The organism is Microcystis sp. M20BS1 (genome assembly GCF_020245305.1).
Classification (GTDB): Bacteria; Cyanobacteriota; Cyanobacteriia; order Cyanobacteriales; family Microcystaceae; genus Microcystis; species Microcystis ichthyoblabe_A.
In genome coordinates this window covers 21,417-43,060 of the sequence record NZ_JADBUZ010000074.1, presented here as the reverse complement: position 1 = coordinate 43,060, position 21,644 = coordinate 21,417, and the positions used below count along the sequence as shown (strand labels likewise).

Annotated in this window: 15 protein-coding genes and 1 pseudogene; 6 read left to right on the top strand and 10 right to left on the bottom strand. The window is 39.4% G+C overall.

The annotated features are described in order from the left end of the window. A partial coding sequence (locus IM507_RS07820) for a ribonuclease toxin HepT-like protein (RefSeq protein ID WP_465246292.1) occupies positions 1–290 on the top strand: 290 nt, incomplete at its 5' end. A 256-nt stretch (positions 291–546) separates the two neighbouring features. On the opposite strand, the gene IM507_RS07815 is transcribed toward IM507_RS07820, so the two are convergent. From IM507_RS07815 to IM507_RS07800, 4 genes are all read right to left on the bottom strand, one after another. Further along, positions 547–1,086 carry a GNAT family N-acetyltransferase gene (locus IM507_RS07815; protein WP_042790993.1) on the bottom strand — a complete coding sequence of 180 codons (540 nt, stop codon included), beginning with the start codon at positions 1,084–1,086 and terminating at the stop codon, positions 547–549. Between the two features lie 238 nt (positions 1,087–1,324). Next, positions 1,325–1,843, bottom strand: coding sequence for a hypothetical protein (locus tag IM507_RS07810; RefSeq protein ID WP_002738566.1), 519 nt, complete (start codon positions 1,841–1,843; stop codon positions 1,325–1,327). A gap of 116 nt (positions 1,844–1,959) precedes the next feature. Beyond that, complete coding sequence (locus tag IM507_RS07805) at positions 1,960–2,490, bottom strand: hypothetical protein (protein ID WP_002739412.1); 531 nt, start codon at positions 2,488–2,490, stop codon at positions 1,960–1,962. A gap of 76 nt (positions 2,491–2,566) precedes the next feature. Further along, positions 2,567–3,019 (bottom strand): hypothetical protein, encoded by a 453-nt coding sequence (locus IM507_RS07800; protein WP_069474884.1) that lies wholly within the window; start codon positions 3,017–3,019, stop codon positions 2,567–2,569. Positions 3,020–3,500: 481 nt separating this feature from the next. On the opposite strand from IM507_RS07800, the gene IM507_RS07795 reads away from it, so the two are divergent. Further along, the gene (locus IM507_RS07795; RefSeq protein WP_016516510.1) at positions 3,501–3,824 is read left to right on the top strand and encodes a DUF4258 domain-containing protein; all 324 of its coding nucleotides are present in this window, start codon (positions 3,501–3,503) and stop codon (positions 3,822–3,824) included. Further along, on the top strand, positions 3,821–4,036 hold the full coding sequence (locus IM507_RS07790; protein WP_002757627.1) for a hypothetical protein: 216 nt from the start codon (positions 3,821–3,823) through the stop codon (positions 4,034–4,036). The genes IM507_RS07795 and IM507_RS07790 overlap by 4 nt, the downstream gene beginning before the upstream one ends. Positions 4,037–4,124: 88 nt before the next feature. On the opposite strand, the gene IM507_RS07785 is transcribed toward IM507_RS07790, so the two are convergent. Together IM507_RS07785 and IM507_RS07780 are read right to left on the bottom strand one after the other, a co-directional pair. After that, the gene (locus IM507_RS07785; RefSeq protein ID WP_002738362.1) at positions 4,125–4,379 is read right to left on the bottom strand and encodes a BrnA antitoxin family protein; all 255 of its coding nucleotides are present in this window, start codon (positions 4,377–4,379) and stop codon (positions 4,125–4,127) included. Beyond that, positions 4,363–4,635, bottom strand: a complete 273-nt coding sequence (locus tag IM507_RS07780; protein WP_016516511.1) for a BrnT family toxin — start codon at positions 4,633–4,635, stop codon at positions 4,363–4,365. Before IM507_RS07780 ends, IM507_RS07785 begins: the two co-directional genes overlap by 17 nt. Positions 4,636–4,929: 294 nt before the next feature. On the opposite strand from IM507_RS07780, the pseudogene IM507_RS07775 reads away from it, so the two are divergent. From IM507_RS07775 to IM507_RS07765, 3 genes and pseudogenes are all read left to right on the top strand, one after another. Further along, positions 4,930–5,745: pseudogene (locus IM507_RS07775) on the top strand (amidohydrolase family protein); the annotation flags it as partial. A 78-nt stretch (positions 5,746–5,823) separates the two neighbouring features. After that, complete coding sequence (locus tag IM507_RS07770) at positions 5,824–7,911, top strand: carotenoid oxygenase family protein (protein WP_069474885.1); 2,088 nt, start codon at positions 5,824–5,826, stop codon at positions 7,909–7,911. 26 nt (positions 7,912–7,937) lie between these two features. Continuing rightward, on the top strand, positions 7,938–13,649 hold the full coding sequence (locus IM507_RS07765; protein WP_002738530.1) for an AAA family ATPase: 5,712 nt from the start codon (positions 7,938–7,940) through the stop codon (positions 13,647–13,649). 21 nt (positions 13,650–13,670) lie between these two features. On the opposite strand, the gene IM507_RS07760 is transcribed toward IM507_RS07765, so the two are convergent. From IM507_RS07760 to IM507_RS07745, 4 genes are all read right to left on the bottom strand, one after another. Then, positions 13,671–15,008 (bottom strand): AAA-like domain-containing protein, encoded by a 1,338-nt coding sequence (locus IM507_RS07760; protein ID WP_002738345.1) that lies wholly within the window; start codon positions 15,006–15,008, stop codon positions 13,671–13,673. A gap of 566 nt (positions 15,009–15,574) precedes the next feature. Beyond that, the gene (locus IM507_RS07755; RefSeq protein ID WP_002738839.1) at positions 15,575–16,786 is read right to left on the bottom strand and encodes a glycosyltransferase; all 1,212 of its coding nucleotides are present in this window, start codon (positions 16,784–16,786) and stop codon (positions 15,575–15,577) included. A 76-nt stretch (positions 16,787–16,862) separates the two neighbouring features. After that, the gene (locus IM507_RS07750) at positions 16,863–19,487 is read right to left on the bottom strand and encodes a methyl-accepting chemotaxis protein (protein WP_069475043.1); all 2,625 of its coding nucleotides are present in this window, start codon (positions 19,485–19,487) and stop codon (positions 16,863–16,865) included. A gap of 93 nt (positions 19,488–19,580) precedes the next feature. Then, the gene (locus IM507_RS07745) at positions 19,581–20,111 is read right to left on the bottom strand and encodes a chemotaxis protein CheW (protein WP_002751697.1); all 531 of its coding nucleotides are present in this window, start codon (positions 20,109–20,111) and stop codon (positions 19,581–19,583) included. Positions 20,112–21,644: the final 1,533 nt, after the last annotated feature.

Sequence of the window (21,644 nt, the reverse complement as noted above, 5' to 3'; positions counted from 1 at the left end):
TTGCTAAAAAAATTGATCAAAGATTCCCAACGGGGGATAAATGGCATCGAGATTTATTAGAGCAAATGTCTGTTGATATACCTAGGGTGAGAAAAGCAGTTATTACAGAAGAAACAAGGCTCATTTTGGATGAGTTACGGCGGTTTCGTCATCTGGTGAGAAGTGCTTATTCTTGCCAATTAGATGAGGAAAAGGTTTTAATCATCGCCCATCAAATTGTTAATTCTTATCAAACCATAATCAATGACATTCAATTGTTTTGTCATAATTTAAGTAAGGGAGAAACTTAATTAAAGATAACCCAATTTACAAGATCAGCTTCTTAAGGGTGTACCAAAGCAAAGTATGAGTATCAAGTAAGTATTTCAAGGCAAATACTCCGCAAAGTCTTGCAAGTGTTCTTCGTCATCAGCTACAATAGTAATCATTCCTTTACAGGGTCTGGGTCTTGGACGTTGGTGCGGTGTAGGTATTTGCCTCAACCCAACCTACAAGATCAGGTGATTGCACTAATGTTTGTCAGAAAATCAGCAATTATGCGCCTCCTTAGATTACAATGCTTTTGAGCCAATCATCGCTGTATAGTACCCATTTTTGATAGTTGCGAAATGAGCCATCTGTAAGTAATTTAGTTACATCTCCGTCTTGCTGAAAGCCAAGTCTAAAAACAAGACCTAGCGAATTTGTATTTTCAGCTTCGATATCAGCTATTAATCGTCTCAGCTTCCGACTTTTAAAAATAAAAGTGATAAAATGTGTTAGAGCTTCTCGCATAAGTCCGCAACCCGACCATGGATTAAAAGCAAAGTAGCTAATAGTTCCAGAGTCATCAACTGAAGGTAAGATGCTTCGGACTTCAATGACACCAACGAGGCTTGAATCTAATGTAGATCGTACCCAAAAAGATTCCCTAGATGGCCGAACCGTATTTTGTAAATAAGCGATAAATTCGTTTTTAGTAGAAGGAGGTTTCACCCATGGAGTGTGTAGCGATTTACTAGACTCAACAGCAGCAAGAAACTCATCTATAAAATCTAAATGAGGACGAACAAGAATAACTCTACTTCCTATAATATTTCTATCCATTGAATACAAATTGTTAGATTCTTTCATCTTTTATAGTCATTTCAATTAAGATTAAGAATATCAATGCCAGAGTTCATAAGGGTTTAACTGGTCTAGAGTGTATCAGACTTATCTGAAATGACTATAAATCCTGAAAATCGTGAAATATTTATCTAATTAGACATCCATAATAATAGTCTTAGAGTATTTTCTAGAGATGTCAATTGAGATTTCATGTCACAGAAATATATGGAAGTGTTTAGCTATGACTGTATATTGGTAACTTCATAAGAGAGTGCATGATATCAATTTTTACGGATAACCAGTATTGCATGGGTGCCTGATGCTCAATATCACGAATACGCTTCTGAATATCTGCTGGTAACTTGCTAAAATTTGGTTGGGCTATCTGTTTACGGGCAAGTTCAATCATCTGTATGAAATTTTTTTTCAACGTTGCTTCTATATCTTCGAGAGCTACCGATACAGAAATACATCTGCCACTTTTGGCAACTTGTTGATAATGGGTATAGATCATATTGTACATAATCTGAAGTCCTAGCATGGCATTAACGACATCTTCTGTTAACTCAAAGGTTGTAACCATCCATTCTTTGAAAACACTTAAGGACTCAACCATTGTTGAATAAACCTCCCCTAGCATTTCCATTGAAAATGCGACTTCTGATAGAATATCTTCCGAGATAAAAAGTGCAGCTTCCGCGATGAGATCACCTTCAACAATAACCTCTAATAAGGCAGCAAATAGTTCTTCCATAAATTTCTCCTTTTAGGAAAGTACAAAAGTCAACAAACAATAATTAACGAGCGAGGAAAAGTGAAGAAACTGTTTCCTCGCTTCTGTGTTAGGCTAATGCGCCTTTATCACACTGATTAATGAGAGGCATCATAGATAGGCATTGTTGCCATTGCTTCCATGATTTTTGGTCCAATCACTAACCAATAGACTTCACCATTCATGTTTGCTTCACTTGTGATGGTATCTTGAACTTCTTTTGGCCACGTGGAAAAATTGGGATTTGATTGCTGTTTTTTTGCCGCTTGGACAATTGTTCTGTCGTAATCAGTTTCTAAGGTCTGTTTAGCCCCTTTAATTGCCTCACTTAAGGCAATCATTTTGCCACTTTGTGAGGATTTTTGAGCTTGCTTCTCAATGAATTCGTACAGCATAATAACGCCAGTACCAACCATAACAACATCAGTGAGAGTAAGCCCTTTCAATTTTGAAACTACCCAGTCTTTGAAGGTTTTGGCGGACGATAGCACTTGATCTGTGAAAGTAGTTACTTCTTCTCTTACAATACTTTCTTCTGAGAAGGTTCCGTATCCTTCTACTTCTCTTGCTATTCCCATAAGTTCTTCATCTTCAATAACAGAATCGAACAATTCCTCTTCAAATGCCATGATAATTCTCCTTGTTTTAGATGAAATGTACTGTGAAATTTAAGCTCAAATGAGCTTAGTGTTAAACGTGATTAGGCTAAGATTGATCCTCTAAAGTAACATTGACTGTAATTGTCGAATGACTTTTAGTCGGACTCATCGTAACCATCAGTTCACCGAAAGTTGTATTTACCGTATCTGAATCATGCTGAGACCATGAAGGCGAATCTAGCCCAGGATCACCACCCCTATTGATAAGATAAAACCAATAAGGTGAAGTACCAATTCCAAATACTTGGATAGGAACATGAATACGAACCCACAAGGTTTGTCCTTTTCCGACAATACCTTGGTAGAAATCTATATCTCCATCTGCGATAAATTTCATCGCATTCTGATCCATAGAAAGGTAGTCCGATCCACCAACTCCTAGTTTTTGGTCTGGCTCATGATTGATTTCGCCAACTACAGCTTGGGTTACTCCACCATAATGTGTTATCATCACTTCCTGAGAAGATAGATTACGGTATTGTATTTGCCAATCACCCATAATAGATAGTCCTCTTTTTAACTGGTTGCCAATTAATTCTCTACCCCTAAAACACTCTCAAAAATCCATTTCTGAATTTTTCGAGTTAGCCATAATGCCTTAAGCAAAATGCCTTGTCTTTGGGGTTAAAAGTGATTGGTTCAATCACCTTTGATACCAGAATAAGTTTTATTTTGAGTAATGGCAATCTCTAAAGTTAATACTTTTCTAATAGGTTTTTTTGAGCAGAATATTAACTTTTATATGAGATTTATATTAGATTTGTATTAGATTCAAAGGGTGACTTTATGGTATGACTCCCTCATCCCTGAAAGTAGAACTAATGAATTAATCATTCGGCTAAAATCCTCAAAACCCTTTTACCCTCTGACTTGTAGCGGTTTTAGGGGATGAAAAGAAGGCAGCAAAAAAGCGATCGCAATTCTTGAAAACAGACAGCGATCACCTTCTTCCTTGAATAAAGAGATGCTATGATTAGATGATGAGTATAACCTTCCAATTAGTTCTGGCTTTACTTTCCCGTGGGCAAGTCAAAATATCAGCCCATGGCTACGATGAACTAGCAAATGACGGTATTCTGGTAAGGGATGTGATAACAGGTATTAGAGAAGCTGTCATTCTCGAAGATTACCCGGAATATCCTAAAGGGCGTTGTGTGCTAGTCTTACAGAAAGATAGTCAGGGTAAACCCGTTCATGTGGTTTGGGGTATAGCCAAGAATACCGAATCGCCTGCTGTTCTAGTCACTGCCTATAGACCTGATCCAGCACGTTGGTCAAGTGATTTTACAAGGAGAAAACCATGACAAAAAAGCCTCACATTAAACTCATCCACATTGGAGAGTACATGGCTGAAGTGGAAGTAGAACTGATTGAGACTCCCGAAGGATGGTCGCCCTATTTATCATTAGAAGACGCTCAAAAATTAGATGATGTCCGAGAAGCCCTTCGTCAAGGTGATCTACAAAAAGCTTCCAATTTAGCACATCTTTACAAAATTACCCCTCTTACCGTTTAACTAAACTTTGACAAGAAAAAATTAAAAAGCGATCGCAATCCTTGAAAACAGACAGCGATCGCCTAACTTTTAACTATCACAAGCAACATTATTGGAGGGCTGATAATTCTTCCCGAAGAATACGGCGTAAATCGGACTGAGTGAGCGATCGCTCAGAAGGAGATTGGATATATTGTTTTAAAGCCTCATTAATTAGGGTTTGATAACCCATTCCTGCGGTTTCAGCCTGTTCTCGAAAATAAGCTAGAATCTCATCATCTAGATAAATGGTAATGCGTGTTTTTCCCTGAGAGGAAATGAGCGCCCCTCGTTTTCCTTTAGAAAAATCATATTCCTTTCTCATAAGTTTTTCTCTCTTGTTTTGTAGCACGACGAGCGGAAATCAAGGGAATGACTTCACCCCGCAAAGTATAAATAACCACTAATAGTGATCCCATGTTTCCCATCCCCACTGCAATAAAACGTTCTTCTGTTATACAATCGGGATCAAGATCATGAATAGCGAGGGGATCAAAAAACACCATTTCAGCTTCTGCAAAGGAAACACCGTGCTTTTGCCAGTTGGTTTTTGCTTTTCTGGGATCATATTCAAATGTTATACATACATTATATGTATTTTAGAAGGTTGAGTCAAGCTCAAAACCCCTTCAGAGTATCACACGGATCGCCTTACCTTCCCACTTAGAGGGGTATTCAGGGGGAATGACAACTGTGCCATCATGAAGAATCATTTTAAATTCAATCGCTTCCATTCGTTAAGTTTAATAAAGTGCTGTATCAAGTTTAACCCAATCAATCCAGGCAGTTTTAGGGGATGAAAAGAAAGCCGCAAAAAAGCGATCGCTTTTTCCCAATCAAATATAATTTAGGTAGAAAATTCCCAAAAAACCTCTATGCTCAACGGGTACAAAATTATTGATGCTGATTCCCATGTCATTGAACCCCCCGCAATGTGGGGACAATACCTAGAACCTAAATTTAGGGAATTTGCCCCTTCTGCTGACATGAAAATCAAAGGAGAACCGATTAGTCAAAAAATCTCCCCACAAGTCCAAGCAGAAGGGAATAAGCAGATGAGGCAAGCTCATCCCCATGCTTATCTCAATCGCTATAATCCGGAATCCCATGTTCAAGCAATGACACAAATGGGGGTAGATAGGGCTTTTATTTATCCTACCTATGGACTGTGGTTATTTGCCATTGATAGCCTACCTGCTGAAGTGATGGGGGCTTTTGTCCGTGCTTACAATACATGGTTATATGAAGAATTTTGTAGCTATGACCCGGCCAGACTCAAAGGAGTCGCTGCAGTCAATCAACACGATCCCGAAGACATGGTAAAAGAGCTACACCGCATGGCAAACTTGGGCTGGAAGGCGGTTTTTTTGCGCCCTAACCCCGTTAAAGGCAGAATTTTGAGCGATCCAGGCTATGAACCCTTTTGGACGGCCTGCGAGGATTTGGACATGGCTGTAGGAATTCATGAAGGCACTCATAGCCGCTTATCCACCACTGGTGCAGAGCGATTTAATAGTCGGTTTGCGCTTCATGCTTGTTCTCACCCGATGGAACAAATGATGGCACTGTTAGCCTTAATTGAAGGGGGGGTGTTAGAACGTCATCGGAGGCTGAGAGTGGCGTTTCTAGAGTCCGGGTGTGGTTGGCTTCCCTATTGGTTATGGAAGCTTGACGAAGAGTATAAAAATTTATAGTATGATATAAAGAATAAGATTAGGTTGAACTTAATCCAAGTATTTTCCCTATCAATCTCAGATTATTAAGATATTATGACTGAAAACCCCAATAATTATAGTTCTAACTTACCTTCTGGTTGTCCCTTGATCCCAGAATCAATCCTGACTGCGAATAGATGTGAACACACGGAGCTTAACTTAGAGATTGAAGGGCAATTACCAGAAGACTTGCAGGGTCATTTTTTTATGGTCGCACCAGTAGGAACGGTTGATTCTGGGGGTCTCCCTTTTCCTGATGGAGACTCATTTTTGAATGGCGACGGTATGATTTACCGACTCGATTTTGATCGGCCCGGTGAAGCGAGAATTAAAACAAGGTTGGTTAAACCCGCAGACTATTATGCAGATAAAGCAACCCAACTAGGAAGCCCCTACGAAAAATATAGATTTCGCAATCATGGAATTGTCCGCTTTTCTTATTCGCTTGGCTTTCGTAATGAGCTAAATACTGCCTTTTTACCCATGCCATCAGCGGATGAATCCCTGGACCGTTTGCTGGTGACTTATGATGTAAGCCGTCCCTATGAACTAGATACCGAAACACTTGAAGTCGTTACACCTGTTGGCTCTAATCAAGAATGGCAAGCGGAGATTAACAAGCCTAAATATCCCTTCAAGCCGATTCTGAGTACCGCCCATCCTGCTTTTGATGCTTATACAGGCGAGATGTTTAGTGTAAATTATGGTAGAGCTATTATCAATTTTATGGAAACACTACCTGCTATATTAGCCTTAGAGGAACTACCAGAGGAAATTTACCAATTAGTTTCCACAGTAATTGGTTTTTTTGATGCTGGGATCATTCGAGATATTCTGCGGTTTAGTCTTCAATTGGGACAAGATGTTATCCAAAAAAATATAGAGATATTGCTAAGATTAATTGGGGAAAATATTAGCGATTTTGTCTATTTAATTCGTTGGGATGGAACAGGTTATTTGGAACGCTGGAAATTACTACTTCCCAGTGGCTCACCCGTGAGAATTAAACAAACTATACATCAAATTGGTGTCACTAAAGACTATGTGATTTTAATGGATACATCTTTCATTACTGGGATAGAGCAGGTGCTCAATAATCCCTTGCCAAATAATAAGAAAGTCGAAGAAACTCTCCGAGAATTACTTGAATCTCCCAATCTGCCTAATTCCTCTATTTATATTGTTTCCCGTAGCGATTTGAAAGCAGGACAAAACCCTGCTTATTCTGACAAAGAAGTGACTGTCATCGCTAAAAAACTCGTCATTCCTTTACCAGCCGCTCACTTTTTGGTTGATTACGAAAATCCTGATGGAGAGATTACGCTTCATGTTGCTCACATTGCTTCTTGGGATGTGGCTGAGTGGATTCGTAAATATGACTTATCGGCTTACCCACCCTATCATCCAATCGCCAAGCGGGTTTATTCTATGGAACCCAATGAGATGGATATTAGCCGTTTGGGACGCTATGTAATTGATGGAAACCGAGGAGAAGTCATTCAATCAAATGTTATCTACTCATCTCCCTATACTTGGGGAACGGGTTTATACGCTTACCGAGATCGGTTATCATCAGGAAGGCAGCCCAAACGACTCGATAATATTTACTGGATTTCCTTTGGACTTTGGCAGGAAACGATGACAAAGTTTCTCTATGATTTATATAAAGATACCCCCTACCGAGCAGTGGCTTTGGAGGATTTACTGAATTTAGCGAAACAAGGCGTTCCATCTTCCCTGTTTCGATTACATACCCCAGATGATTTCCTGAAGATTGCCGATTCTTATCAGTTTCCTAGGGGATATATTGGTAGTTCTCCTCAGTTTGTTCCTCGTTATGGCAGCGAAGAAAATTCTACAGAGGGTTACATTATTTGTAGTGTCTTTACCCCTAGTAGTAGCGAATTTTGGATTTTTGATGGGGGGGACCTCGCCCAAGGTCCTTTGACTAAGCTAAGACATCAGGATTTAAATTTTGGTTATAGTTTGCACACGGCTTGGCTTCCCAAAATTGGTCGCCGTCAAGTGAGTTACAATATTCCTGTCAAATCGGATTTTCAGCAGTTGGTAAACGACAGTTCCCCCGATATTCAAAAACTTTTTGAAGATGAAATATATCCCTTCTTTCCATCAGATAATTGACATTTAGTGTAGGAGATAAGGATTCGATGTTCGCTCTTCCTAACTATGAGATTAATCACAAGATTTACGAAGGGGTTAAAAGCGTCGTTTATCGGGGTAAATCTTGTCAGAAAGAACAACCCGTAATCATCAAAGTTCTCAAAGCTGAATATCCCTCCATAGAAGAGATCGTTTGTTGGAGACAGGAGCATGAAATTATTCAAAATTTAAACTATGATGGGGTAATTAAATCCTATGTTTTGGTTAACTATCGTCATGTTTTTGCCCTAATTCTCGAAGATTTTGGTGGTCAATCTTTAGCTGAATTTTTAACAACCCAACACCTTTCTATTTCTCAGTTTTTAACCATTGCTATCTCCTTAGCAGACATCTTAATTAAGATTCACCAAGTTCCCATTATTCATAAAGACATTAAACCCAGTAATATCCTCATCAACCAAGAAACAAAACAGGTTAAACTGACTGATTTTAGCATTGCTTCTAACCTAACATTTGAGCGGCAAACTATTACCAATCCTCGCTTTTTACAAGGAACACTGGCTTATATGTCCCCAGAACAAACGGGACGAATGAATCGCCGGATTGACTATCGCAGTGATTTTTATTCTTTGGGAGTGACCTTTTATGAAATGCTCACAGGAATGTTGCCCTTTAGATCTCAGGATTTGATGGAGTTAGTTCATTGTCATATTGCGAAACAACCTCCTCCTTTAGAACAATTCTCAGTTCCGCCGATGATTTCTAACATTGTTAGAAAACTAATGGCAAAAAATGCAGAAGAGCGTTATCAAAGTGCTGCTGGACTCAAATTTGATTTGGAAACTTGTTTATGTCAACTAGAAAAACAGAGCCGGCTTAAGATTTTTGCTTTGGGAGAACGGGATTATCCCAATCAATTGCTGATTCCTCAAAAACTCTATGGAAGAAGTCAAGAAATAGTGAGATTACTAGAAGCATTCAAACGAGTAGCACACCCAAAAGTAGTAGGAGTAGAAAAAGTTGAATCTGCCATCGAAATAATGTTAGTCTCTGGTTATTCAGGAATTGGTAAGACATCCATTGTTAATGAAGTTCAAAAAGCAATTGTTGAAGCAAGAGGATATTTTATTAGGGGAAAATTTGAGCAGTTAAAACGCAATATTCCTTATCTAGCTCTGATTCAAGCATTTCAAGAATTGATTCGCCAGTTATTAACTGAAAATCAGAGGGAAATTGAAGGTTGGAAAGACCATATTATCAGGGCTATTACGCCAAATGCTCAAATTATTATCGATGTCATTCCTGAAGTTGAATTAATCATTGGTAAACAGCCAGAAGTTCCTCAATTAAACTCTCTAGAAGCTGAAAATCGTTTTAATCAAGTTTTTAAAGAGTTCATCAAGGTTTTTTGTACTCCTAATCATCCTTTGGTAATTTTTCTTGATGATTTACAATGGATAGATTCGGCATCCCTAAAATTATTGCAACTTATAGTGACCGATAAAAGAGGCAAATATTTGTTTTTTATTGGTGCTTATCGAGATAACGAGGTTAGTTCAACTCATCCCTTAACCTTGATGCTAGAGAAACTAAAAACTACCCATTTAGTGATCAATCATCTTGAAATTCAACCCTTATCTTATGACAATGTTCGACAATTAATTGAGGAAACTTTTAACGGTAAGGTTAATAGGGATGAGCTTAAAGATTTAGCCGAATTAATTTTTTATAAAACCCAAGGCAATCCTTTCTTTATCTCTCAGTTTCTTAAAACTTTATACAGTGAAAATTTAATAACCTATCAAGTCAATATAGATCGTTGGATTTGGTCTAGTGAGGCTATACAATCTGTCGGTATTACTGATTATAATGTTGTGGAATTAATTGCTAGAAATATTGGTAAACTTCCTGAAAAAACGCAACAAATAATCAAATTAGCTGCTTGTATTGGCAACTCTTTTAGTTTAGATTTATTGGCATTTGTTCAACAAAAATCTATCTCCGCTACAGCGAAAGAATTAGCGATAGCTCTTCAACAAGGATTTATTTTACCTCAGTCAGAAGACTATAAACTTCCTTTATTGTTTGATCAGATAGAATACCAAAAGTTAAATTTAGAAAATGTAGAGATTAAATACAAATTTTTACACGATAGAGTACAGCAAGCAGCCTATTCACTTATTCCCGAATCAGAACGAAAAGCAACTCACTTGCAAATTGGTCAATTTCTTCTCAAAAAGACAACTACTCAAGCTCAACAAAACAAATTATTTGACATAGTTAATCAACTCAATTTTGGGATTGATTTATTAAAGGATACCTCAGATAAAGAACAGTTGTGTCAATTAAATTTAAGGGCGGGAAAAAAAGCTAAATCGGCTAATGCTTACCAAGCTTCAGTAAATTATTTACATTTTGCTTGTCAGCTTTTATTATTAGATAGTTGGCAAAAGCAATATGAGCTTACCTTTAATATTTATCTTGAATTAGTAGAAGCTCACTATCTGAATACTAATCTAGAAACGGCTGATAATCTCTGTGATTTTGCTTTACTGCACGTCCGAAGTCCTTTAGAACAAGTTAAATTTTACGAAATAAAGATTAAAATAAACTTGGCTAGAGGCGCAATAGATTTAGCTCTAAATAACGGACAAAAAGCTTTAGAAATTTTAGGCATATCTTTAGTGGAATCACCACCACAAGCGTTAAACATTGAAAAATTAGCCAGATTAGGAGTGATGAAAGAACCTAATAAGTTGATTGCAATGAAGATTTTTAGTCTTATTTTGGGTCCTGCTTGTTTTGCTGAAAGTTCTATAGTATTACCAATTCTCTATACTGAGATTACCCTATCCCAGCAGTATGGCAATTCACCCTCAGCGATTTACGCTTATATTAATTACGGCTCGCTTATTGCTTGGCTCATGTTAGATATTGATTTAGCTTATCAACTTGGACAATTATCTTTACAGGTTTTAGAGAAATTAAATGCCAAGAATTTTTGGGCTAAAGCTTATGTCTCAATTTCCATTAATATAACCTATAAAAAACATCATATTAAACAAACGCTTGAACCCCTTAAGAAATCTATCCAAAAGGCTCTAGAAGTTGGCGATCTTGAATTTGCTTGCCATGGGGCTAATTTCTACTGCGATCATTTATTATTTGTAGGGAATAACTTAGAATTCGTTCATAATCAGCAAAAACAATATATTGATTTTATTGCTCAATATCAGCAAGAACATCCCTTAAATTTAATAAAAATATGCGCCCAATTTGTCGAAATTTTAGTAAATGAATCCGTCGTCAAAAACTTGACGGGTACTATCCTCGACGAGGAAAAGTCTTTAAGGCAGTTACTCCAAGTTAACAATCGAATTTCTGTCTTTAATATTTATTTTTATAAAGCTTGGCTTTGTTACTTGTTTAAAGATTATCCTCAAGCAATAGAAAACAGTAAGATCGCCCTTGAATATTCAGGTTTTGTGAAAGCGGAAATTATTTTTACAGAACATAATTTTTATTATTCTTTGGCATTACTAACTCAATATCCATCCCTCGATCAAAAAAATAAAAAACAATATCTTAAGCAAGTCAAAGAAAATCAGAAACTGATGAAATGTTGGCAAGATCATGCCCCGATGAATTTTCAGCATAAATACAATTTAATACAGGCAGAAATGGCTCGTGTTTTGAGAAAACCTTTGACAGCAATGAAATATTATGATAGTGCTATAGCAGGAGCAAAGAAATATGAATTTATCCATGAAGAGGCTTTAGCTTATGAACGTGCCTCTGAATTTTATTTTACTTTAGGTAGAGAAGAATTTGGAAAATTGTATCTTAGAAATGCTCATCATTGTTACATTTGTTGGGGTGCAAAGGCCAAAGTTAAACAATTAGAAGAAGAATACCCTCAATATTTATTAGGCATCAGCAATCAAAACAAATCTAAAGGACTGAGTACCACCATTTCAACCACTGGTAATGATGGAGCAGTTCTTGATTTAACCACTATTCTTAAAGCCTGGCAAGCGATTTCTGGAGAAATTAAACTAGAAAATCTTCTGCAAAACTTAATGAAAATTGTCATTGAAAATGCAGGAGCGCAGAAAGGTTGTCTGATTTTAGAACAGGAAGGAAATTGGGTCATTGAAGCTCAAGGAACAATTGATCAAGAAACGCTTAATATCTTACAGCCGATTCCCATAGAATCTATCGACTATGATCATTCAATTCCTATCTTACCCACCAGTATTATTTACTATGTCGCTCGGATAAAAGAAACTATCGTTTTAAATGATGCCACTTCTGAAGGTCAATTTACTAATGATTATTATATTGTGGCTAAAAAAACTAAATCCATTCTTTGTATTCCTTTACTCAATCAAGGTCAATTAAAAGGAATTGTTTATTTAGAAAATAATTTAACAACAGGCGCATTTACCTCAGAAAGAGTTGAACTATTAAATATTCTAGCAGCTCAAGCTGCTATCTCTATTAATAACTCAAGACTCTATCAAACCTTAGAACAAAGAGTAGAAGAACGGACAAAAGAACTCACAAATACTTTAGAGGTACTGAAAGCAACTCAAGCAGAACTTATCTTGGAAAATGACCTACTTAAAAGTGCTGAACAACCTCCCAAATTTGTCTATCAAGTGGGGGGCAGTTTACCGATGGATGCACCGAATTATGTGGTTCGACAAGCCGATCGCAATCTTTATAAAGCTCTCAAACAAGGTCTATTTTGCTATGTTTTAAATGCACGTCAAATGGGAAAATCTAGCTTAATGGTACGGATGATGAGCCAATTACAAAAGGAGGGAATTAGATGTGCAGTAATTGACTTAACTCGGCTAGGAACAGACAATATTAGCCCCGAACAATGGTATAAAGGATTAGCCGTTGATCTGCTCCGCAGTTTTGGATTAATCAAAGAATTGAAAACTTTTAAAGCTTGGTGGAGTGAACAATTAGACCTGCCTCCTGTACAACGATTAGGACAATTTATAGAAAATTTTCTTCTAGTTAATGACGATTTTGATCAGCGGCAATCTGGAAAATCGACTGTTATATTTATTGATGAAATTGATAGCATTTTAGGGTTAAAATTTGATGTCTCTGACTTTTTTGCTTTAATTCGTTCTTTTTATAACCAGAGAGCGATTCAACCTCAATTTCAAGAGCTAACTTTTGCCTTTTTTGGTGCTACCACACCTTCAGCTTTAATTACTGACCCCCAGAAAACACCTTTTAATATTGGTAACGCTATTGAATTAGCAAGTTTTAAAGAACACGAAGCTCAACCTTTATTATATGGGTTAACAGAAAAAGTCAGTAATCTTCAGACAATGCTCAAACAAGTCTTAAGCTGGACGGGAGGGCAACCTTTCTTAACTCAAAAACTCTGTCAACTGATGCGGGATAGTGAGCAACCAATCCCCTCTAATCAAGAAGAACAATGGTTGGCCAACTTAGTAGCAGAAAAAATTATTCAAGATTGGGAGATACAGGATCAACCCGAACATTTAAAAACCATTCAAGATCGCCTTCTTCAAAGTCCAAACCGACCCCAGTTATTAACCTTGTATCGACAAATCCTGCATCAAGAACCAATACAGATTGATAACAATCCCTCTTTACCTGAGTTATTTTTATCTGGATTAGTGGTAAAACGCCATGGAAAAATGGACGTTCATAATCGGATTTATCAGACGATATTTAATAATGATTGGCTTGAGCGATCGCTATCTTAATACCATGGTTCAAAAATTTATTTATACTGAACCAGTATATTGGCTTATAAAGTACTTTTGATACAACTGACAGCTGACAATTGCTTGATTTTCTCTGAGTTTAATTAAACCCATACTATTAAGTTTGTAAGCAATAATTGGATCGACTATCATTGGTTGATTCCCTTGACAAATCTGTTGAAAAATACCAGCAAGTTCGGGTTGTTTTTGTAAAGTGACCCAGTGCAGCTGTAAATGAGAGGAATAAATCCCCGTTGATGTAGTTGCTGATTTGATTAAATCTGGCATCGTGATTCGCTCTTGGCTAAGATGATAAATCGCTAAATGAATCAAGGCAGGATGTCCCCCCACTAAGTCGATCAACTGTTGAATTTCGTTGGTTGCTAATTCATTTAATTGATATTTTTTTGCCAATTCTGCCACTTGTTCTTGACCAAAACCCTGTAACTCTATGGGTAATCCCACATTAAAAGGAGACTGTTCTAATCGCAGAGAAACATAAGATTCTGTAGATTGAACAATAATTAAACGTAATTTCTGCCACAGGGGAGATCGCTTAGATTCTTCATAACAAGCTCTGATTAAAGGTAAAAAATCTTCCGCTACTTTCGGATGTTCAAAGACTCGATGCACTTCGTCTAAAGCCAATACCAGTGGCTGTTTTATCTCTCGTAAAATATACTCTTCAAAATAAATTGTCCAACTCATTTTAATTCCTATATCTTCATCCCAATAATCATCTAATTTGGCTTCTAAATTCAACTGCCGAGCGCAATTACGGCAGATCCAGCGTAAGAACTTGTTAAAATTTGCTATGATGTCTTGGTCTGCTTTTTGTAAATCTAAACTAACAATTTGATAACCGAATTGCTGTTGACAAGCCTCTAAAATTGTTAATAATAAAGACGTTTTCCCCCATTTTTTGGGAGCTTTAATGCGTACTAACGCCCCAGATTGTCCGATTTCCTCGATAATTTTTGCTTCAAGTTTTGTTCGTTTTAGATAATAATAAGAATTATAGGGAATAGGAGCATCGGGGTATTCTGGACGCTCATTTTGGAGATATTCCTGATCGCAATACTGAAGCGATGTGGAGTTGGTAAAATGAGATTGTAGTCTAGATAAAAAATTTTTCTTATTGATCGTTTGTCCGATCAGTTGCGAGACTCTATTATAGAGTCCTGGGGCAACTACATTGGCAAGATAGCCGCTACTATAACCATTTTCTTGGGCAATTTCTTGATAGTTCTTTTTCTGCCAAAGTCCTCGCAATAATAATTGTTCTGTGTCATTGAGACAGCGATTCTCAAGCTTGAGCAGTTGCCCATTAAGAATCTCTTGGATTTCCTCGAATTTCATTATTTTTGTCCAAGGTAAGAAGATTTGAAGAAATAGATTGTTTTATTTTCCAGTTCCGTTGCAGCCAGAAATATTGAATCTTGACATAACGGCACCGATTCAAAATAGAATTGGTATATTTGACAGACAAGCTGACGAGAACCAGTAACCGACAAAATTGTGCGACGGCAACACCGAGAGGGATTAATTTCCCCCCTTGCTAGGAAATTATAGCATTTCTTGTCAAGGTCAATTACACGGGAGCAATTATCTCTTGATCATTTCTATCAAAACCCCTAAGTCTTCCGCGTCTAACTCCTCGATAATCCTATTAAGAATTAATTCGTAAAAATCCTCACAGGAGTTGAATAGACAGGGTTTTAAGTAGGTGGGTGGAATTAAATATAAGATGAACGTAGGTTGGGTTTCATGCTTCAACCCAACCTACGCATGGGTTACGCTACCGCTAACCCATCCTACAAATAATTGTGCCTCCCTACTTAGCAATCAGATGTACTGCATTTCAACTGCCTATTGAGAATTTTAGTACAGTGGCTGCTCCCAATCTTGCCAACAACGGTGAACAGTTACTGTTCATCCTTCAATACACTTGCTCCCAAAGCTTTTAGGGTTTCTTGTAGCATTTCAGCGCGAGAGAAATTACCCTGATCTTTCAATAATTGTAGGCCTTTTTGCCAAATCTCGATCGCCTCATTATAACTACCGAAAACTATATAAGCAACCCCTAGATTTTGGTAAATAGTGGGATTATCCGGGTTTAACTTGAGAGCTTTTTTATAAGCTTTAATCGATTCTGGTAGCCGGTGCAGTTGTTTGAGAACCAGTCCTAAATTATAGTAACCATCGGCATAGCTAGGATCAATTTCTACGGTTTTCTCAAAGACAGATAAGGCAGCTTCGTATTTTTCTGCTTCGTACAATAACCCACCTAAATTATTATAAGCACCCAGTTTTAATTTATCTAAAATTGGCTGCTTAATCGCTTTAACAAAATGATCGCCTGATTGCTTAAATTCCTCCACTGAATAATAATAATTAGCGAGATGATAATATAACTCGTATAAAATATGTGGATTAGAGCCATGGCATTTTAAACCATGTTTGAGCAGCTTAAAACCCTCTTTATCCCTGCCAATCTTCAGATATAACCCTCCCAATTTACTACACACATAGGGATCGTGGGGATGTTGTTGATAAAAGCCCTCCATCGCTTTTCTTGCCCGTTCAAACTTATCTAGGCTGGCTATTTTATCGACGGTGTAACCGTAGTGAAAGATCGCAATTTCTGGCAGTTCAACTATTTTCCAATCAGGCTCTTTTTTTAATAAAATAGCCACATTATCATCAATAATTGAGTGATAGGGACGGGTAAAAGTTACCTGAGGATGTCGGCGAAATAGCCGCGAAATTAGAGAATAGGGTGATTGTATGGCTCCGATTTCATGACGGATTAAATTAATAACTAAATTTTCCTCTTTTTCCATAGCCCGACGCATTTTCGGTACGATAGCAGGATTTAATTCCTCATCGGCATCAAGAACTAAAATCCAATCGCCAGTAACATATTTTAAAGCCTCATTTCTGGCCTCGGAAAAATTCCCCCGCCAATCGTAGCTAGGAACTATAGCACCGTAACTTTGAGCAATAGCAATCGTATCATCGGTCGAACCCGTATCCATAACGATCATCTCATCCACCACCTCTTTAACGCTATCCAAACAGCGCCGGAGATTTTCGGCTTCATTTTTGACAATCATGCAGAGACTAAGTTTAGGCATAACTTTATCAACTCTAGCGGTTAATCTTGAGCGATAGCAGCTGATCAATAACCCACTGATTACCACTCATCGATTATTAATTATCTTCCGAGTCTATCTTAAACCGTTCTACCGAAGAAAGCAGCTCCCGGGAGATACTCACCAATTTTTGCAAAGAACCCGCCACCTGTTGAGATTCTTGGGAAGTTTCCTGAGCGGTTAACTCCACCGACTGCATAACTTGGGCGACATTGAGGGAATTTTCCCGTTGTTTGACCGTATCGGCGGTAATCGATCGCACCAGCGTATCGATGCGGTTAGAAACTTGGATAATATCTTCTAGGGACTTCTTGGCCTGTTCCGAGCGCTCGGTGACATCGATAACCTGTTGAATCCCTTCCTCCATTGCCATCATTACCGAACCCGTTTCCGATTGAATCTGTAAAACGATCTGTTCAATTTCCTTAAGAGATTTAGCCGATCTATAGGCTAACTGACGTACCTCATCGGCCACCACCGCAAAACCGCGGCCTGCATCTCCTGCTCGCGCCGCTTGAATCGAGGCATTAAGAGCCAATAAATTGGTTCGCGAGGCAATCTGAGAGACTACTGCGACAATTTTCGAGATTTCCTGGGAAGCTTCTGCCAAACGCTTGACTTTTCGCGCCGTTTCTGATACCGTGTCGCGGATTTGCAGAATTCCCGCCACGGTTCTTTCCACGGAATCGCCCCCCTTGAGAGCGGTAATCGAGGAAGTGCGGGCGACTTCTTCGGCTTCCCTGGCGTTTTCTGCCACCCTTTGAATTGAGTCGGTCATCATCTGTACCGAATTAAGGGTGACGGCCAACTCCTCCGCCATCCGCAGGGCATCGCTAGACTGATTGCGGGCGAAAGATTCACTATTGGTACTGGCTTGATTCACCTGTTTTGCCGCTTTTTTCACCTGTCGGACAATTTCGCGCAGGTTTTGGATCGTCAAATTAAAAGCATCGGCCACCGCCCCTAAAACATCGGCACTTACCTCCGCTTCCACGGTCAGATCCCCCCGAGCCGCTCCTTCCACATCATCGAGAAGTCGAATCACTTGCCTTTGTAGATTTTTCCGTTCCCGTTCCGTTTCGGCGGCGCGGCCTTGGGCCAAGGTGGTGATAGTTGCCACCACCTTGGCCATCTGATTGAAACGATTGGCCAGTTGACCAAATTCATCTTCCGAGTAGATCGTCGCTTTAGCGTTAAAATTGCCTTCCGAAAGATGATCGAATTGGCTTTGCAAATCGTCGAGACTGCGCTTAATTTGACTAATTAGCAACTGTAAACCTAGCCAAGTTAGGGCAAAGGTTCCCAATCCAGTTAATAACATCATTGCTGGTTTCGGTTGACTCCAAGGAGAAAGGCTGGCTGGTGCTGGTGGTATTGGGGCTGGTTTGGGGGCAACTTTTGCAGAAAGCCAAGAGGTGGTGCTAACGGCAAAAATTAACACCACTGGGGTAATACCCGCTAAAGCCGCTAAAATTAGTTGTTTTTTGCCCAAAGAAGCGTTGACAAAAAAGGCTAATTTGCCCGGATTGACTTCCACCACTGGCCCGAGCAGGCGCTCGGAAACAGGGCCAAGATGACTATCTCTTTTGTCATCGGGGATTTCTAGACGAGAAGGATGAAAACTAGGCTCTCCCACAGCAGAACTGGCATTAAGGCTCGCCCTGGGTTCGGGGACAAAACCAGCAGTTAAAGCTTCCTCTCCCGAACCGGTAAATAGCTCCGATTCCCCCAGTTCTTCGCCTATATCCGTCAGACGTAGTTGGGAAAAACCGTCTAAATCCTCATCATTGAGTTTTAGTTCTCTAAAATCTCTGGCTTCGTCTTCCTCGTATCTTTTTTGAGTCACTCTGCCCTGATTAAGGTCAGTTTTCGCCGCTTGTCGGCGGGGCAGTTCCGGTTCAATGGCAAAAGTGCTTGTTTCTGGGGCATCGGCATAGGATAACTCCTGATCTCGACCGGTGACGGGATTTTCCCGCCAGTCAGCCGTAAAAGTGGCTTCTCCCGTTGATCCTAACCCACCGCCCCACCCTTCCTGCAGCGGGTCAATCTCCGCTGCTTCCAAAAAGGGGAAAGGGGGTTCTCCATCCGCAGAATCCCCGGACCACTGGGAACCGTGAGAGCCTGAACCAGCCAGGATAAGGGAACTAAAGGCGGTTTCCTCGGATTCCCCAAAATCATCGCCATAGGAATCAACTGTACCCGCCGTAGGCTCTCCGAAATCCTCGTCATTGAAAAGACCACTATCCCAGTCCATTACCTCCTGTTGCTGATCTCGATCAGCAGCTTGCGATCGCCCAGACAAAGAATTGCTGAAACCTTGACTGGGATCGAAAGCTGCCTCGCTGTAGGCAATGCTTTCCGCAGCGGCGATCATAAAATCTCCATTCTCGGCTTCAAAACGCGATTGCTGAATCTGATCGAGACCCCGTCGAGCATAATCTACCAGCTCAAAGAAATTGGCAGAATTTTTGGCCAATTCCAGCACTTTTTCGTAACGTCCCTCGGCCAAGCTGTATTGTTGTAGTCCGACATAAATGTGTCCCTGTAAAAGGATGACGTTGGCATCATCGGGATACTTGCTGATCATTTCTTTGACAATGACGGCGGCATCCTCAAGGTTGCCCTGGCAATAGGCGGTGTTCGCCTTGCCATAGAGTTTCGCATATTCTTTCCCTGACGGCATTTGTCCCTCCCCTAGTAAAGATAAAGTGGTGAAGTAGTTAGTAGTTTCAAGAAATAATTACTATAAATGCTATTCTGCTATTTTTTTGAGGTTTTAAGCCGCCCAACGGGTAGAACGGAGTATGCCCAGATGATCGAGTAGTCTTAAGGTTTTTTTTGATTCTTGGCCCAGAATCCACTCTCCCCGCACGTATGGCGCGATCTGATCGGGAATACTGACGACACTACCTAGTTTATCTGGGTCGAGCCATTTCATATCTCCCAAACGTTGCACCGCTAAACCGAGGATCGTTTCCTGTTCTTCAATCACAATTACAGGGATTTCGGCTCGATCGGTGTTTAAGGGGCTGCTATCCCCCAAAAATTGCCCGATATCCGCCACCCAGATCACTTGACCCCGAAGATTGATCGTGCCGAGAAGCAAGGGTGAAGCATTGGGAATGGGGGTAATGCGATCGACTGGTTGCTGCATCACCTCGCGAATACCCACGGAACTAAGGGCAAACTCGTCCTGAGAGGGTAGATAAAATCGCAAGTACAGTTCACCGAAGGGAGTTTCTAATTCCTGAGTGTCGGGGGCGGTATTTTGAGCGTCACCAGTAAAAAAATCGGTATCGTTAAGCATTTGTTTTGTTCTCCTGTAAGTAGGGTTTGCTGAAAAAGTTTGTTGGTGGGGTTAGTAGCCGGTCGTCAGTAGCCGGTCGTTTCAGGCTTTGTTGCCCTCTTTTTTTTGTACCAGCTTATGTACTATAAAAAGGATAATGCAAGGTTTTTGAATGTCCCAATCCTATATTCTTGTACTAACATCGGATTTTAACAGGTCAAAAGCCTTATTTTAAAAGGGTTTTACCATTATTCAGCAAGCCTTAAGTAATATTTGGGGCGGCGTTTTTAGCTATCTCGACCTATACCATGACTAGACTGTCCCTGGTGAAGGCGATTTTATCGGCGCAGCAGTTGTTTAACGATGCAAATGAACTCAATAGGTTCAAAGGGTTTGACAATGTAGGCATCGGCTCCGATTTTCGGTTCTTCCGAACTTACACTGTAGAAAATTCCTCAAGCTCCCTCTCTGCACAGCAAGGCTCTAAAGTTGATAAATATCAATTTAACAAAAACTCAAAGCCTTAGTGTACAAACTTTACAAGCATGAGTTGTTGATAGTTTTACATGACAGGTTCGGTAGAACCCGATTTTCATGCCCTCTCAACCAGCAGTCATAACTCATTTTCGCTCAAAGGTTTGCTTAAATAATCGGTTGCCTCCACCATTTTGGCTTTTACCCTTGCCAGTGGCCTCCCCCTTGACTGGTTAAACCGTCGAGTTTTGGTAGGGCGATATCCCAGAGAATGAGAGCAGCTTCGATCACTATAGCCTGAGCGAGAGCTTCTTAGGGAAAAGATCCCAGGAATAGTTGGAATTTTCTAAAATACTCTCGACTTTTTCACCAATACTGAGATCGCCATCAATAGTTCTCTTGTTCTTTGTCCTAGTTCAATCAATTGTAAAATACTGGGAATGTCAATCTCATTGAAGCTTCCTTGCCTAATTTCTCGGAATCTCCCCCACTAGACGCTATTTCTTTTGGTCTAGAATAACCTAGAGCAGTTATCTTAATGGTGAGGTACGAAGTCTCTAGTCTTGGGCAATACTGGAAGAGGAGGTGTTAGTCTGGAGATGATGCCAAGTCTCGTCATACTTCATCTTGAGAAGAAACGCTGTCTTCCTTGCTCTTGTCACTAATAATAAATCTGATAAGCTAATTATGTAAGATATTTTTCAGTAAGCTTTGCTGCATTTAAACTAGCTTTGGCAATTTTCAGTACAAAAGGTCTAGCTTTCTATCCTTGCCTCTCGCTCTCACGCCGTCTTAAACGATAATTTAGATGTGTGGTCAGCTTATTCAAACTGCAGCCAGAGGTAAAAGGGGTCAGAAAACATCAGCCGATTTATGAGATTGACTGCCAAATTTTTTGAGACTAGGTCAGTAAATTGGTGCTTAAAAATCTTCAAAAATTTAAAATTTTCCAGTGGGTAAGAGGAAAAATTGAGGACAAATGTATGTCTCAAAAAGAAAAACTTGAATAATAGAAATTTAAAATTTTTTGGCAGCTGATGGGTACACTGAAACTATAGACAGGCCGTTCCTAGCCTCGAT